The organism is Intrasporangium chromatireducens Q5-1, assembly GCF_000576575.1.
Lineage (GTDB): Bacteria > Actinomycetota > Actinomycetes > Actinomycetales > Dermatophilaceae > Intrasporangium_A > Intrasporangium_A chromatireducens.
This window is the reverse complement of record NZ_AWQS01000091.1, coordinates 1-15229: the sequence shown is the minus strand read 5'-3', so window position 1 is coordinate 15229 and position 15229 is coordinate 1. Positions and strand designations below refer to the sequence as shown.

Sequence of the window (15229 nt, the reverse complement as noted above, 5' to 3'; positions counted from 1 at the left end):
TGATGCAGCAGCGGGCCCCCTGCTGCGTGTGGTGCAGCAGCGGGCCCCCTGCTGCATGTGAGGAAGCAGGTCATGAGGGCGGCGCCCATGCACGACGTCAGGAGAACTCGTCCTGCACGCCCACGTCGTCGAGCAAACGGTCCACCTCGTCACTCGTCGGCATGGCCGTTGACGCCTCCAGCCGCGACGCGACGATGGCTCCCGCGATGCTCGCGAAGGTCAGCATCCGCCGCAGGTCCCAGCCGCTCAGCAGCCCGTGGACCAACGCGCCCCCGAAGGCTTCGCTCGAGCCGAGCCCGCTCACGACCCCGCTCGGATATGCGCCGAGCTCGAGGAGGCCCTCACCCGACAGCGCCAGCAGACCGAGGTGCCCACGCTTGACGACGACGAGCTCGAGCCCAGTCTCCATGAGCGCCTCAGCCGCGGCCCTGACGTCCATCCGGCCAGTGAGGATGGTGCACTCCTCGACCGTGCCCACGACGGCGGTCACCTTGGGCAGCGCCAGCCGCAGCTGTTCTGCAGCCGCTGCGGGGGACGGCCAGAACGGCTGGTGGTAGTCGAGGTCGAGGATCGTCCACCGTTGCCGCGCACGCGCGTCCCACGCCGCGTGATGGGCGGCGCGGCTCGGCTCCTGGCAGAGTCCGGTCCCCGTGGTCCAGAACGCCCTCGCCTGCTGCACCACGTCGATCGGCACGGTGTCGGGCTCGATCATCAGGTCGGGCGCGGTCGGGTAGCGGTAGAACACCGTTGGGAAGTGGTCCGGGCGGTAGATCTCGCAGAACGTCAGCGGCGTCGGTGTGGGGTCGTCGACCGCGGTGACGTACTCCGTGTCGACGCCCAGCCGGAGCAACTCCGAGCGGACGAAGCGGCCGAACGCGTCGTTGCCGACCCGGCTGATGAGTGCGACCCGCAGACCGTGTCGGGCCGCCGCCACCGAAACGTTCGCGGCGTTGCCGCCGAGGTAGCGCTCGAAGGTCTTCACGACCTCCAGCGGCACGTCGTGCTGCTGGGGGTACAGGTCGACCCCGACGCGCCCCATCGTGACCAGGTCGTACGTCGTCACGTCGGCTCCTCTCGGATCGCCCCTCCATCCCACCACGCTTTGAGGCGATCGGGTGGCCGATCCTCATGTAGCCCTACCTCAACCCCGCTCCTTCGTCGCTCGTGTCCTCACCGCTTGGCTCAGGCGCCGAGCCGCATCCAGCCGTCCTGGCGGGCGCGCCAGCCGAGCACGAGGGCCCGGATCACCATGAGGCCGGTGAAGGCGACCCAGAGCACCACGACGTCATGCACGGCCGAACCCGTCGACCCGGCCGTTCGAACCCACAGCACGATCGGCAGATAGCTGACGAGGGCGACGACATAGCCCCACGCGAGCCACGTGCCGTCGCCGGCGCCGATCAGCACGCCGTCGAGCACGAAGACATATCCGGAGACGGCCTGACCGAGCCCGACGACAACGAGCGCCGCCGCGAGGGCACGCTGCACGGCGGGCTCGGGAGTGAACAGTGCAGGCAGGACGCTGTGCGCCGCCACGAGCACCAGCCCCAGGGCAACGCCGCCCCACACTCCCCAACGGACCATGGTGCCCATCGCGTCCCGGACGGAGGCGCGGTCACCGGCGCCGAGGGCACGTCCGGTGATGGCCTGCGCGGCGATCGCGAGGGCGTCGAGCGCGAAGGCGAGGAAGGACCAGATCGTCATGGCGACCTGGTGCGCCGCGAGGGTCACGTCGCCCATGGACGCGGCCACCCACGTCGTCAGCAGCAGGGTCGCGCGCAGGGCCAGGGTGCGGACGAGGAGCGGCACGCCGGTCCGGGCCGCGGCGAGAACCCGGGCCGGGTGTGGCCGCAACCGCGAGCCGAGCACCCGGGCCTTGCGGACGAGGACGACCATGAGGGCCGCCGCCATGCCGGTCTGGGCGATCACTGTGCCCCAGGCCGACCCGGCAATGCCCCAGCCGAGTCCATAGACGAACCAGAGGTTCAGCGCGACGTTCGCGCCGAAGCCACAGACCGAGACGACCAGCGGTGTCGTCGTGTCCTGCAACCCACGCAGCACTCCCGTCACGGCAAGGACCAAGAGCATCCCGGGCAGTCCGGGCGCCGATACCCGCAGGTAGGTCGTCGCCTGGGCCAGCACCTCGGGGCCCGCTCCGAACAGGGCGCAGATCGGCTCGGCCCACAGTGCGACGGCCGCCGCAGTGACGGCGCCGAGGCCGATGGCGAGCCAGAAACCGTCGATCCCGGCCGAGACCGCGGAGCGCAGGTCTCCGGCTCCCAGGTGCCGCGCCACGACGCTCGTTGTCCCGTAGGCGAGGAAGACGAAGATGCCCGACGCCGTGAGCAGCGCCGCGCTCGCGACGCCGAGCCCGGCGAGCTGAGCCGTGCCGAGGTGGCCGACGATCGCAGAGTCAGCGAGGAGGAAGAGCGGCTCGGCGATCAGCGCGAGGAACGCCGGCACCGCAAGCCGCAGGATCTCGCGGCGGTGGTTCGTCACGCGTCCGGTCCGAGGTGCTTGAGCGCCTCCCGCCGGGACAGCTGGGACAGGCCGGGGTGGCGGCTGACGAACCGCAGCACCCAGCCCGGGGCGACTCGGGCATGGTCACGCAGGGCCCAGCCGATCGCCTTGCGGATGAAGAACTGACGGTCGCACACGTTCGGGGCGATGACGTCGGCGAGGAGGTCCTCGTCGAGCCGGTCACCGGCCCCGACCTGGCTGAGGATCGCGGCTCGCCGCACCCACATCGAGTCGCTCTCGGCCCACCCGCGCACACGGTGGCCCTCGACCTGCGGTGCGGCCAGCAGGGTGTCCCGCACGAGATGGGTCGCGATGTCGTCCACGACGTCCCACCACGCGCCCTCCCGGATGAGGCTCTCCCACAAGCACATTGCCTCGTCACCGAGCCACCCACGGTAGGGACGGTGCCGCGCGAGGGCGAGAGCGGCATACCACTGCTCGCGATGGGTCGCGGAGCGCCAGGTCAGGTCGATGGTCGCGAGCCACTCATCCCGCGACTCCATCGGCACGTCCCGCAGGACTGGGGTGAGCGCGCGCTTCAGCTCGGGGCTGGTGAGGCCGTAGTAGGGCATCGCCGACTTCATGTACCGCTGCTGCCCGGCCGCGCGGACGGGATCGGCGCCGGCCTCGAGGGCGGCCCGCACGGCGTCGACGAACAGCGCGTTGCCGCGCATCACGCCACCGCCCTCCCGCGGTAGACGTAGGCCCACGCGCGCATCGGCCCGGGCACGGAGAGGTATGCCGCTGAGTCGCCTTCCAGCTCGAAGCCGGCCTCCCGCAGGAGGCGGGGGATGTCACGGGACAGGTGGCACCCGCCGAAGACCCGCTTCTGCATCGGCTCGAGGCGGTGCTGCCACCGCTCGGTGCTGGCGTCGGGCGCGAGGCCGTGCTCGAAGTAGTGCAGCGCCCCGCCGGGCCGCAGGACCCGGCGCAGCTCGGTGAGGGCGGCGGGCAGGTCGGGGATCGTGCACAGCGTCAGGGTTGAGAGGGCGGAGTCCATCGAGCCGTCCTCGAGCTCGAGGTGCTCGCCGGTGAGGCCGGCCCGGACGACCGGGACACGGGCTTCGGAGCGGGGCCGCTCCGAGAGGCGCCACGCGGTCTCGGACGGCTCGACCGCCCAGACCCCGGTGACCTCGGGGGGCAGGTAGGGCAGGTTCGTGCCGGAGCCGAAGCCGAGCTCGACCACCCGTCCGGTGAGCCCGGCACACACGGCCCGGCGTTCCGCCTCGAGCAGGGGAGTGGTCAGGTTGCTCGCCATCAGCCGCGGCAGCACCGACTCACTCCACCAGTTCACCGCTCGATCCTAGGGGCCCGGGCGCAGGCCGGGTGGCTCGTCGCCACGCGAGAGGCCCGGGTCAGGAGTCCCAGCCGTGGAACGGCCGGTTCGGCTCCGTCGAGGTGGCGAGGAAGCCGGTGATCCACGTGTGGAAGGCCGGACCGTCGGCGCGCTCGACGACCGTCGCGTTCGGTTCCAGCCCGTGCACGCCCCACGACATCGCCGAGTAGCCGCGGGTCAGCTCGGACTCCGTCTCGACGGCGACGTGGTACTGCGCCGAGGCGAGGGCCAGCTCGGGGTGGAGCAGCACTCCGACGGAGAGCGAGTCGGGGTGGGTCGTGCCGGGGATCCCCACGCTCTCGTCGAAGGCGAGGGTCGGTCCGCAGACGGTGAGGAAGAAGCGCGACAGGGAAGTGCCGAGCCGGTCGATGTCGGCCAGCTGCTCGCGGCTGAAGACGGCATCCTGCAGGGTCAACGGCGCCCACGGGACGACGACGATGTCGGCGAAGCCGGCCTCGAAGACGACGCGGGCGGCGTGCGGGTCGACATAGAAGTTGAACTCGGCGGCCGCGGTGATGTTGCCGCGGCCATTGTTCGAGCCGCCCATGATGACAAGGCGCTTGACGTTGCGCACGAAGGCCGGGTCCTTGACCGCCGCCATCGCGATGTTCGTGAGAGGGCCGATCGCGACGATGGACAGCTCCCCGGGCTCTTGCGCCGTCAGCCGGATCAGTGCGTCGACGGCGTGCTCGTCCTCGGTCGCCGTCCCGGCGAAGTCCATGTCGAGGCCGCCGGACCCGTCGCCGTGGACGTTCTCGGCCGATACCCACGGCACGACCATCGGCTGGCGGCAGCCGAGGTGGATCGGCACGGTGCCGAGCCGGCCACAGACGTTGAGGGTCAGGTGCGCGTTGCGGACCTGCTTGTCGAAGCCGACGTTGCCGGCGACCATCGTGATCGCGCGCAGGTCGGCGTCGGGGTCGAGCAGCCCGGCGATGAGGGCGACGCAGTCGTCCTGGGCGGTGTCGGTGTCGAGGATGAACGGGACGGTCATGGGGGCTCCTGGGGCGAGGAGGGTTGTGTGAGAAGGGCTGGGTGCGAAGGGCCGGGTGAGAAGGACTGGGGCGAGGGGGACCAGGGGCTTGGGAGCGCGGTCGGCGCAGGACTGCCGCGCCGATCGCGCCGCGGACGCTCCGCTCAGCGGCGGGACAGCATGCTCGTGACCCGGAGCCGGTCGGACCGGATCCACACGTCCGAGTACTCGATCGGCTCCCCACCGGCGAGGTAGGTGACCTGCTCGACGTACTGCAGCGGGGAGCCGGCCGGCACGTCGAGGTGGCGCGCCTGCACATCATCGGCCGCCGTCGCGGTGAAGGTGCGGCGACCCGAGGTGATGTGCAGGCCATACCGTCCGGCGAGCGTCCCGAAGAGTGTCTCGGCCTCGAAGTCGACCTTCTCGATGCCGCGGGCGAGATCGGTCCGGACATAGTTGGCGAGCAGGGCGACCGGCCCGTCGGGTGTGCTGCGCAGCCGGACGAGCTCGAAGATCCGGGCCCGGTTCGGCAGCTCGAGCAGCGCCGTCACGGCCGGCGGTGGCACGGTGACACGGGCCCGGAGGACCTTGGTCGTCAGGGCGACGCCCTGGCTGGCGAAGTCCTCGGCGAGGCTGGTCAGCTTCTGGGCGATGGCCGGCTCGACGACCGTCGAGGTGACGAAGGTGCCCTTGCCTCGGATCTGGACGAGCGCACCCTCCTCGATCAGCGTCGAGAGGGCGCGCCGCAGGGTGCCCCGGCTGACCCCGAGCTCGGCGGCGAGCTCCGGCTCTGGTTTGAGCCGGAAGTGCGCCGGCCAGGCGCCGCTCGCGATCTGCGAGCGGATCCACGTCGAGATGCGGGAGTGGAGCGTGGCGGGACCGTCTGCGCCCAGCTCGCGCAGCGGCATACGGGCAGTGTTCATTGCGGTCAGTAGCTCTCTGTCGATGCATCCGCGGTGTCGGTGACGACCTGCACGCCGGCGCTCGTCCCGACCTTCGCCGCCCCGGCGGCGAGCAGCGCGACGATCTGCGCCCGGCTCTTGATGCCGCCGGACGCCTTGACGAGGACGCCCTCGGGCGCGCGCTCGACGAGGTAGCGGATGCTCTCGGGGTTGGCCACCTCGACCTGCCCGGACGACGCGTTCTTGAGGTACGTGGCCCCTGCCTCGCAGGCGAGCTCGACGGCGACGGCCTTCTCCTCGTCGGTCAGCAGCGGCAGCTCGAGCATCACCTTGATCGGCACGCCGGCTGCGCGGACGACGCCGGCGATGTCCTCGCGGAACCCGTCGAAGTCGCCGCTCTTGAGCCAGCCGACCTGGACGCCCATGTCGATCTCGTCGGCCCCGAGCCGGACCAGCTCCGCCGCCTCGGCGGCCTTCCCGGCGCTCGTCATGACGCCGACGGTCGGGAAGTCGAGCGCCGACGCGACCTTGATGCCGGTGCCACGCAGCACGTCGACGGTGAGGGGCACCCACGATCCGGCGACCATCGCGGCGTCGAAGCCGTGCTCGGCCGTCTCCTTCGCGTGAGCGATCGCTTGGTCGCGCGTCGTGCCGACCGCGATGAGGGTGTGCTGGATGTATGGCGCCAGCTCTCGGCCGCTGAGGCGCGCGAAGTCGGTCATGGGGTTCCTTTCGATGGGTGGCGTCTGGTGGGATCGTCGGAGAGGTCCGCACGACGGGGCAGCGCGGGGATCACCTCGGCGATGGAGACGGTGTGCGCGCCGACGTGGGCGGCGAATCGGGCTGCGCTGTCGAGTGACTCACCACGAGCGAGCTCCACCGCGAGGCCGGCCGTGAAGGCGTCGCCGGCGCCCGTGGTGTCGACGACGACGCGTGGCGGCACGGCGGCGATGCGCCGGCTGCCGGTGCTGTCGAGCAGGAGGGCGCCGTGGGAGCCGAGCGTGACGACGACGCTGGCGACCCCCTTGGCGTGCAGCTCGGCGGCGAGGGCCTCGGCCGGCTCGTCGCTGTCCGGCTGGTGGCCGAGGAGGATGGCCGCCTCGGTGCGGTTGGGGGTGACGACGTCGACGAGGGGCCACACGTCGTCCGGAATCGGTTGTGCCGGAGCAGGGTTCAGCAGGGTGCGGGTGCCGGCGTCGCGCGCGGCCCGGAGCGCGGCGACCGCGCTGCGCAGGGGGATCTCGAGGGACGCGACGGCGAGGTCGGCGGCCGCCAGCTGGGGCCGGAAGGCCTCGACGTGCTCCGGCGTCAGGTGGTCGAGGGAGCCGGGGGCGATGACGATCCGGTTCTCGCCCGAGGGCTCGACGAGGATCATCCCGACCATGGTCGCGGCGTGCGGGATCGTGACGACCGCCGACGCGTCGATGCCCTCGGCACGCCACAGCTCGCGGGCCGCAGCGCCCATGGCGTCGTCGCCGACGGCGGTCAGGAAGGTGACGTCGGCCCCGAGGCGGGCCGCGGCGACCGCCTGGTTGGAGCCCTTGCCGCCGTGCCCGCTGGAGAACTCACCGCCGGGCAGCGTCTCGCCGGCGGTCGGCAGCCGCGGCAGCCGCATCGTCATCCCGACGCCGTAGCTGCCGACGACCGCGACCCGCATGACCCCGCCTCTCGCCCCCGGGCCCGCTGGCGGCGCGGTGTGCCGGACGCTCAGGTATATGGACAACCATGAACAAGTGAACGCTACCACGCGACGCAGCGGGAGGGCACTCACCCGGCTCCGAGGTGGAGGGAGTGAACTGGGGTACGTGAGTGACGAACCACAGCAGCGCCCGTGGCGGACCCTGCTCGTCGAGCCCGCGCGCCCCGACTGGGTCGTGCGGCGCCCGGACGCGCACTGGTGGGTCGTGGCCACCGTCTGCGTCGGTGCCTTCATGGGACAGCTGGACGCGAGCATCGTCACAGTCGCGTTCCCGACCCTGCAGGACTCCTTCGGCACCTCGCTGGGAGCGGTGGAGTGGGTCGCGCTGTCCTATCTGCTCGTCCTCGTCGCGATCGTCGCAGCAGTCGGCCGGCTCGCCGACATGGTCGGACGCAAGCTGCTCTACACCTACGGGTTCGTCGTCTTCGCCGCCGCGTCCCTCGCGTGCGGCCTGGCCCCGAGCCTGACCGCTCTGGTCGGCTTCCGCGTGCTGCAGGCCGTCGGGGCGGCCATGCTCCAGGCGAACAGCGTCGCCCTGATCGCCACGTCGGTGCCGACGGCCAACCTGGGCCGGGCGATCGGCATCCAGGGTGCGGCGCAGGCCCTCGGGCTCGCGCTCGGTCCGAGCGTCGGTGGCCTGCTCATCGGGCTCGGCGGTTGGCGGCTGATCTTCCTCGTCAACGTCCCCGCAGGCATCATCGGCGTGGTCTCCGCGTGGCTCATCCTGCCCCGCAGCCGGCACCTCGCGCCGCGAACCCGCTTCGACTGGGCCGGGCTCGCCCTCTTCATGCCCGGCGTCGCCGCCCTCCTCGCCGCGCTCTCCCTCGGGCGGGAGGCGGGCTTCGCGTCACCGGTGATCGTCACGCTGTTCGTCGTGGCCGTTCTCGCGCTGGGCGGCTTCGTCGTCCAGGAGCGCCGGGTGGCAGCGCCGATGGTCGACCTCGGCCTCTTCCGGCGGGCGTCGTTCTCGGCGGGGATCGCGAGTGGCTTCCTGTCGTATGCCGTCCTCTTCGGCACGCTCTTCGTCGTGCCCTTCCTGCTCGAGCAGGGTTACGGAGAGACCACCGGCGTCGCCGGCCTCGTGCTGACCGTGCTGCCGGCGGCCCTGGGGCTCACCGCTCCGCTGGCGGGCCGGGCGGCGGACCGGTTCGGCGCCCGGCCGCTGACGGTGTCGGGCATGGTCGTCACGGCAGGTGGCCTGGCTGCGGCTGCCGTCTGGCACGGGAGCACCGGCGCGCTCGCCGTCGAGCTGGCCGTCATCGGAGTGGGCCAGGGCCTCTTCACCTCGCCGAACAATGCCGCGATCATGGCCAGCGCCCCGCGGCACCAGTCGGGGTCCGCCGGCGGGCTGCTCAACATGACCCGAGGTGTCGGCACGGCCATGGGTGTCGCGCTCGCCGGCCTCGTCCTTGGTCTCGGTGCTGCGGCCGGTGGGCCGGGGCTCGCGGCCGGCTCGGTCGTGCGAGGCTTCTCGACGACCTGCCTCATGCTGGCCGCGCTGGCGCTGGTTGCCGCTGTCGTCGCGGCCCTGTCGGGATCCGGTGGCGAGCACCGGGCGACTGAGACTGCCTGAGCCGCTACCCTCCGGTCCATGGCGGACGAGGTGGCGCGCAGCAGGCTGGCCCGTCGACTGCTGCCCGGCGGCGACGAGCCCGACCCGCGGTTCAGCCTCGCCAACGAACGGACGTTCCTCGCCTGGATCCGGACCGGGATGGCACTGATCGCTGGCGCCATCGCCGTCGAGGGGTTCCTCACGCAGACCCTCGTCACGCCGGTGCGCACGGTCTTCGTGGTCGTGCTGCTCCTGCTCGGCATGGTGGTGAGCATCAGCGCGGCGGTGCGGTGGGTGCGCGTCGAGCGGGCCATGCGCAACCGGACCCCCCTGCCCTTCCCCCTCCTCGTGCCCCTGCTCGCCATCGGTGCGGCGCTGGTCGTGGGCCTCGTTCTCGCCATCGTCGTGACGGTCTGACGGCGTGGCGCGCGAGCGCGGTCGTCACGACGGCCGGGACACGGTGTGGCACGACCGGGAGGATCCCGGCCTGCAACCGGAGCGGACCGAGCTGGCCTGGCACCGCACGATGATCAGCTTCTTCGCCGCCGCGCTGCTCGTCGTCCGGTGGGCGGACCGCTTCGGTGGCCTGGCCGTGGCGGTCGTGTCGGTCGCGTGCGCCGCCGCGGTGTTCATCCTGGTGCGGACCCGCCGTCGGGCGCGTGCCGTCGCACCGACCTTTCCGGACGCTCCGGTGCCGGTCGCCGCGCTCGAGGTGGTGGTCCTCACGACCGCCACTCTGCTCCTCGGTGTCCTGGGCTTCTGGCTGCTCCTCGGGCTGACCGGCCCGCCGTGACCTCGAGGACGAGTCAGGCAGTCCCGTAGCGCAGCCGGGCCCGCTCGCGCGCCTTGGCCGCCTCGACCTCCCGGTTCCGCGGCGGGGCGCTCGTCTTGAGGTGGTCGAGCAGGTGCTGGGTCGCGTGCGCGACGGCCTCGACCGCCTCGTCGAAGGCCTCCTGGTTGGCCTGGCTCGGTCTGGTGCTGCCGCTCACCTTGCGGACGTACTGCAGCGCCGCCGCCCGCACCTCCTCGCTCGTGGCGGCCGGCTCGAAGTTGTGCAGCTGACGGATGTTCCGACACATGACAGACACGGTATGCCGCTGAGCCAGCGCGTGGGGGCCGGCTGTCCTCTCGCTCGGGGGCACCGTGCGAGCCGGGCGGCTGGTGTACCGGCTGGCGTACGGGGCGTGAGCGGCATACGGGAGTCGTCCACAACCTACTGAGGGTCACCATTGTCCGTTCCGTTGTCCTGTGGACAACGCACAACCCCTCGGGGATTTTGGTCCACAGGACGTGGACAGCGTTTGGGCAGGTCAGGGGCGGTAGGTGGATCGCAAGAAGTGGAGAACGCACAGTTGTGCACACACCTTCTCCACAGTTGTTGACGGCGTGTCGGCGAAATCGTCCACATCTTGTCCACAGGCCAGATTGCCCGCCGAGCGCAGCGGTCCTACCGTGAGGTCCGCCCCTCGAAGCCACTGTCGCCGGTCTGTGTTGGAGTGGGGACATCAGGGGTAGTTCTCACTTCCGCAAGGGGGATGTGTGTCGCTCGACGAGCTGAGCACCAGTGCGTTCGCGGGGTCCACGCGCGGTGACGGGCCGCCGGACGACCGGCTTCCCCCGCAGGACGTCGGCGCCGAGCAGTCCGTCCTCGGCGGCATGCTGCTGTCCAAGGACGCGATCGCAGACTGCGTGGAGCAGCTCAAGGGCACCGACTTCTACCGCCCGGCGCACGAGCTGATCTATGACGCGATCCTCGACCTCTACGGGCGTGGCGAGCCGGCCGATGCGATCACCGTCTCGGACGAGCTGACGAAGCGCGGCGACCTCACCCGGGTGGGCGGCCAGGCCTACCTGCACCAGCTCATCGCCTCCGTGCCGACGGCCGCCAACGCCGGCTACTACGCCCAGATCGTCGCTGAGCGTGCGGTGCTGCGGCGGCTCGTCGAGGCCGGCACCCGCATCGTCCAGCTGGGCTATGCCCAGGGTGGCGGCGACGTCGAGGACATCGTCAACGCGGCGCAGGCCGAGGTCTACTCCGTCGCCGACAAGCGCGGCGGCGAGGACTACCACGCGATCGGCGACCTGATCGAGGCCACCGTCGACGAGATCGAGGTGGCCACCGGTCGGTCCGGTGAGATGACCGGTGTCCCGACCGGCTTCACCGACCTCGACTCGCTCACGAACGGCCTGCACCCGGGCCAGATGATCGTCGTCGCCGCCAGGCCTGCTATGGGAAAGGCGCTCGCACTCGACACCGCCTTGCCCACGCCCGATGGGTGGACAACGATGGGCAGTGTGCGGGCCGGGGATCTCGTGCTCGGTGCCGATGGACGCCCGACGCGGGTCGTCGCCGCGACCGAGGTCATGGAGGGCCGCCCCTGCTACGAGGTCGAGTTCTCTGATGGGTCAGTGATCGTCGCGGATGAGCAGCACCAGTGGTTCACAAGGACGCGTGGTGAGCGGCGACGGCGGGATAAGGGCGGCATCAGGACGACAGCGGAAATCGCCTCCTCCCTCCGCACCTTGACGGCGGAGCGCCGCGCCAACCACTCCGTACCCCTGGCCGGGGCTTTGCAGTTCGATGAACGCAGCCTTCTCCTTCCGCCTTACGCCCTAGGTGTCTGGTTAGGAGATGGAACGAGCGCCGCGGCATCGATCACGACAGCGGATCCGGAGATCGTCTCCCGCTTGGAGGGGTTGGGTCTGGAGGTTCGTCCTTGCAGCGCCAAGATGCGATACGCCCTCCGCCTGCCATCGGCGCCCGTCCCCCCGAGGCAGTGTGTCGTGTGTGGGACGGACTTCGTCCCACGCACGTCTGAAGTCAAGACATGTGGCCGCTCGTGTGGGGGACGAGCCAAAGGCCTTGGCGGGCTGAACCGAGCGCCGCGATGTCCTGACTGCAGCAGCAGGTACTCCGGCCTGCGTCAGTGTGCTGGCTGTCGTCGGGACCACGGAACTGTGAAAGGCCTGCTGCGCAAACTACGTGTCCTCGACAACAAGCACATTCCCGTCGAGTACCTGCGTGCTTCCGAGAGCCAGCGTCGTGAGCTGCTGGCGGGGTTGCTCGATACCGATGGCACCGTGACGAACACTGGCTCCGTACAGTTCACCGTGACCCACCGCGAACTTGCAATGCAGGTCCGGGAACTGGTGCTCAGCCTTGGCTATCGCTGTTCCATCGCCACCCGTCGCGTTCAGGGGAGAACCGAGAAGTCGTCAATTGCATACAACGTCAACTTCACCACGGAGGACGACGTTTTTCACCTGCCCCGAAAAGCCCTGCTGCACAAAGAACTCCGGACGAAGTCTGTCACCCGACGTGATTGTCGCTTCGTCGTGGACGTTCGACCGGTCAAGTCAGTGCCGGTCCGCTGTATAGAAGTGGCAGCCGAGGACCACTTGTACCTCGCTGGCGAAGCAATGATCCCGACCCACAACTCGACCCTGGGTTTGGACATCGCCCGTTCGGCGGCGATCAAGCACAAGATGGCGGCCGTCGTCTTCTCGCTCGAGATGAGCCGCACCGAGATCACCATGCGCATGCTGTCCGCAGAGGCCGGCATCCAGCTCCAGCACATGCGCAAGGGCACGATGCGCGAGGAGGACTGGACGCGCCTCGCCTCCACCATGGCCAGGGTCTCGGACGCGCCGTTGTTCATTGACGACTCGCCCAACATGTCGCTGATGGAGATTCGAGCGAAGTGTCGCCGACTCAAGCAGCGCAACAATCTCAAGCTCGTCATCATCGACTACCTGCAGCTCATGACATCGGGCAAGCGTGTCGAGTCGCGCCAGCAGGAGGTGTCGGAGTTCTCCCGTGCGCTCAAGCTGCTGGCGAAGGAGCTGGAGGTGCCGGTGATCGCCATCTCGCAGCTGAATCGTGGTCCTGAGCAGCGCACCGACAAGAAGCCCGCCATGAGCGACCTTCGCGAGTCCGGGTGCCTGACGTCGGACACCCGGATTCTGCGGGCGGACACGGGCGCCGAAACGACCTTGGGTCAGCTCTCTGCCGAGGGAGCGAAGGACATCCCCGTCTGGGCCCTCGACGAGAAGCTGCGCTATGTGACTCGGCACATGACGCATGTGTTCGCGACAGGGACCAAACCGGTCTTCAAGCTGACCCTGGCGTCAGGGAAGGTCGTGCGCGCCACGGAGAACCATCCCTTCCTGGCCTACCAGGGATGGACGTCGTTGGGAGACCTTCGCACCGGTGACCGCGTCGCCGTCCCTCGCCACGTTCCTGCCCCCGAGATGCATGAGCCTTGGGAGGATTCCCGCATCATTCTCCTGGCCCATCTGCTGGGCGATGGGTCGATGCTTGCTCGTCAGCCGTTGCGTTACGCCAGCGTCGATGAGGAAAACCTGGACGCGGTCACCAAGGCCGCACTCACGTTTGGCGTCGCAGCCGTTCGAGACGACTACCCCAGTGCCCGAGTGACGACTCTCCGTCTACGGGCTCCGTTCCGTCTCACTCACGGAAAGCGAAACCCGATCGCGGAGTGGCTTGACGAGCTGGGGGTCTTCGACAAGCGCAGCCACCAGAAGTTCGTGCCTGAGCCTGTCTTCCACGTGTCGAAGCGTCAGATCGCGCTGTTCCTCAGGCACATCTGGTCCACGGACGGCTCGGTGACGGTGAACAGGAACGGTCGTGCGGGCCGGATCTACTATGCGTCGACGTCCCGCCGTCTTGTGGACGACCTGTCGCGGCTGCTCCTGAGATTCGGGATCTCCACGCGCATCCGCACGGTGAGGAAGAGCGGTTGTCGTCCCGGCTACACCTTGGACATCTCCGGCGCCGACAGCCAACGTCGGTTTCTCCAGGAGATCGGCGTTCACGGTGCTCGTGGCGAACAGGCCCACCGGCTTCTCGAGATCGTGAGGAGCACCAAGCCGAACACCAATGTCGACACGGTCCCGGTGGGCATCTGGGAGACCGTGCGTGAGGTGATGTCGGAGCAGGGGATGCCGGGACGGGCATTCCAAGCCGCGATGGGAGTGCAGTACAACGGGTCTGCCTCTGGTCGACATGCCCCCTCGCGGGAGCGGCTCGCGCAGGTGGCGGCCGTGCTCGACAGCGCCGAGCTCGAGCTGTACGCGGTCAACGATGTTCTGTGGGACACGGTCGTCTCGGTCGAGCCGGATGGGGTCGAGGAGGTCTTTGACGCCACCGTTCTCGGCACGCACAACTTCATCGCCAACGGCATCGCCGTCCACAACTCCATCGAGCAGGATGCCGACATGGTGATCCTGCTGCACCGCGAGGCGGCCTACGAGAAGGACTCTCCGCGAGAGGGGGAGGCCGACCTCATCGTCGCGAAGCACCGAAACGGCCCCACCGACACCATCGTGGTGGCCTTCCAGGGACACTTCAGCCGCTTCACGAACATGGCCACGAACTTCTGAGCCGCCCGGCGCAGCTCGACCGCCGTGCGCGTCGGTCAGGCCAGCGGCAGCAGCGCGTGGCAAGCCTCCACGTTGTGGAGCTGGATGTCGTCCCGGCGGTGCCGTTCCCACCCGGCCCTGGTGAGCCGCCACCGGTTCAGCAGGGCAGGTTCCCCTCGGCGCGTGGCCCAGTCAAACCCGTTGGGCTCATACCCGAGTGCTCGGGAGATGCCGTTGGAACCGCCGTTGTCGACGAACGCGTCGCTCGCTGCCTCCTTCGCCCCGAGGCCGGCGAACGCGAGGTGCAGGATCGCCGAGCGCATCTCGCGTCCCAGTCCACGACCGCGCTCGTCGGTGGACAGCCAGGAGAACGTCGTGACGGTGCCCAGTGTCGCGAAGTCGACGCCCGTCAGGCTCTGCTCGCCCACCGGACGGCCGGCGGCCATGACGACGAAGTAGAGCCGCCAGGCGTCGGGGTCCACCGAGCCGCGGCGGCGCCAGATCGCCCGGAGCCACTTGGCGACCCGCAGATCTGGGTCGGTCTCGTAGAAGGACATCGGGTCGTCGTAGGGCGCGGGCTCAGCGTGCGTCTTGCCGGCACGCACTGACTCCGCGAGCTGGTCGAGCAGGTCGTCGGTCGCCGCTCGCAGCTCCAGCCTGGGGGTGCTCACCCGCACGTCGAGGAGCGGGTAGTTCTTCATCAGCTGAGACCTCCGCTTTCGCAGTCCGGACCGGGCGAAACGGGTGGCTGGCCCGTGCCGGCAACCGCCCCATCGTCGCAACCCAGAGCGGGCACCGCCAGCAGGTTTCCAGTGCCACCCCCGACGCGGCCGGCCCTCCGCCCACTCACTGCCGGTTGGTGGCC

General features: G+C 70.0%; 14 protein-coding genes. 4 read left to right on the top strand and 10 right to left on the bottom strand.

Annotation, left to right across the window (positions count from 1 at the left end):
* Positions 1-97: 97 nt before the first annotated feature.
* The 8 genes from iolC to N864_RS11890 form a co-directional block, all read right to left on the bottom strand.
* On the bottom strand, positions 98-1063 hold the full coding sequence (gene iolC, locus N864_RS11925) for a 5-dehydro-2-deoxygluconokinase (protein WP_034716924.1): 966 nt from the start codon (positions 1061-1063) through the stop codon (positions 98-100).
* A 119-nt stretch (positions 1064-1182) separates the two neighbouring features.
* On the bottom strand, positions 1183-2499 hold the full coding sequence (locus N864_RS11920; RefSeq protein WP_034716922.1) for an MATE family efflux transporter: 1317 nt from the start codon (positions 2497-2499) through the stop codon (positions 1183-1185).
* The gene (locus N864_RS11915) at positions 2496-3194 is read right to left on the bottom strand and encodes a DNA alkylation repair protein (protein ID WP_034716920.1); all 699 of its coding nucleotides are present in this window, start codon (positions 3192-3194) and stop codon (positions 2496-2498) included. The genes N864_RS11920 and N864_RS11915 overlap by 4 nt, the downstream gene beginning before the upstream one ends.
* Complete coding sequence (locus tag N864_RS11910) at positions 3194-3814, bottom strand: class I SAM-dependent methyltransferase (protein WP_034716918.1); 621 nt, start codon at positions 3812-3814, stop codon at positions 3194-3196. The genes N864_RS11915 and N864_RS11910 overlap by 1 nt, the downstream gene beginning before the upstream one ends.
* 61 nt (positions 3815-3875) lie before the next feature.
* Positions 3876-4850, bottom strand: coding sequence for a nucleoside hydrolase (locus N864_RS11905; RefSeq protein ID WP_034716916.1), 975 nt, complete (start codon positions 4848-4850; stop codon positions 3876-3878).
* Positions 4851-4993: 143 nt separating this feature from the next.
* On the bottom strand, positions 4994-5752 hold the full coding sequence (locus N864_RS11900) for a GntR family transcriptional regulator (RefSeq protein WP_051518500.1): 759 nt from the start codon (positions 5750-5752) through the stop codon (positions 4994-4996).
* A gap of 5 nt (positions 5753-5757) precedes the next feature.
* Positions 5758-6453 carry a deoxyribose-phosphate aldolase gene (deoC, locus tag N864_RS11895; protein ID WP_034716912.1) on the bottom strand — a complete coding sequence of 232 codons (696 nt, stop codon included), beginning with the start codon at positions 6451-6453 and terminating at the stop codon, positions 5758-5760.
* Complete coding sequence (locus N864_RS11890; RefSeq protein ID WP_034716910.1) at positions 6450-7388, bottom strand: ribokinase; 939 nt, start codon at positions 7386-7388, stop codon at positions 6450-6452. The genes deoC and N864_RS11890 overlap by 4 nt, the downstream gene beginning before the upstream one ends.
* 148 nt (positions 7389-7536) lie before the next feature.
* Between N864_RS11890 and N864_RS11885 the strand changes: the two genes are divergently transcribed.
* From N864_RS11885 to N864_RS11875, 3 genes are read left to right on the top strand one after another with little or no spacing between them, the layout of a single operon-like run.
* Positions 7537-9003: a DHA2 family efflux MFS transporter permease subunit gene (locus N864_RS11885; RefSeq protein ID WP_051518499.1), complete on the top strand. Its 1467-nt coding sequence runs from the start codon at positions 7537-7539 to the stop codon at positions 9001-9003.
* Positions 9004-9021: 18 nt separating this feature from the next.
* The gene (locus tag N864_RS11880) at positions 9022-9399 is read left to right on the top strand and encodes a YidH family protein (protein WP_034716908.1); all 378 of its coding nucleotides are present in this window, start codon (positions 9022-9024) and stop codon (positions 9397-9399) included.
* Between the two features lie 4 nt (positions 9400-9403).
* Complete coding sequence (locus tag N864_RS11875; protein WP_051518498.1) at positions 9404-9775, top strand: DUF202 domain-containing protein; 372 nt, start codon at positions 9404-9406, stop codon at positions 9773-9775.
* A 13-nt stretch (positions 9776-9788) separates the two neighbouring features.
* Here the strand turns inward: N864_RS11875 and N864_RS11870 are convergent, their stop codons facing one another.
* On the bottom strand, positions 9789-10061 hold the full coding sequence (locus N864_RS11870; protein ID WP_034716906.1) for a DUF2277 domain-containing protein: 273 nt from the start codon (positions 10059-10061) through the stop codon (positions 9789-9791).
* 460 nt (positions 10062-10521) lie between these two features.
* Here N864_RS11870 and N864_RS11865 point away from each other — a divergent pair, with 460 nt between their 5' ends.
* Complete coding sequence (locus N864_RS11865; RefSeq protein ID WP_034716904.1) at positions 10522-14385, top strand: replicative DNA helicase; 3864 nt, start codon at positions 10522-10524, stop codon at positions 14383-14385.
* 35 nt (positions 14386-14420) lie between these two features.
* Here N864_RS11865 and N864_RS11860 read toward each other — a convergent pair whose 3' ends face one another.
* On the bottom strand, positions 14421-15065 hold the full coding sequence (locus tag N864_RS11860) for a GNAT family N-acetyltransferase (protein WP_034716902.1): 645 nt from the start codon (positions 15063-15065) through the stop codon (positions 14421-14423).
* Positions 15066-15229: the final 164 nt, after the last annotated feature.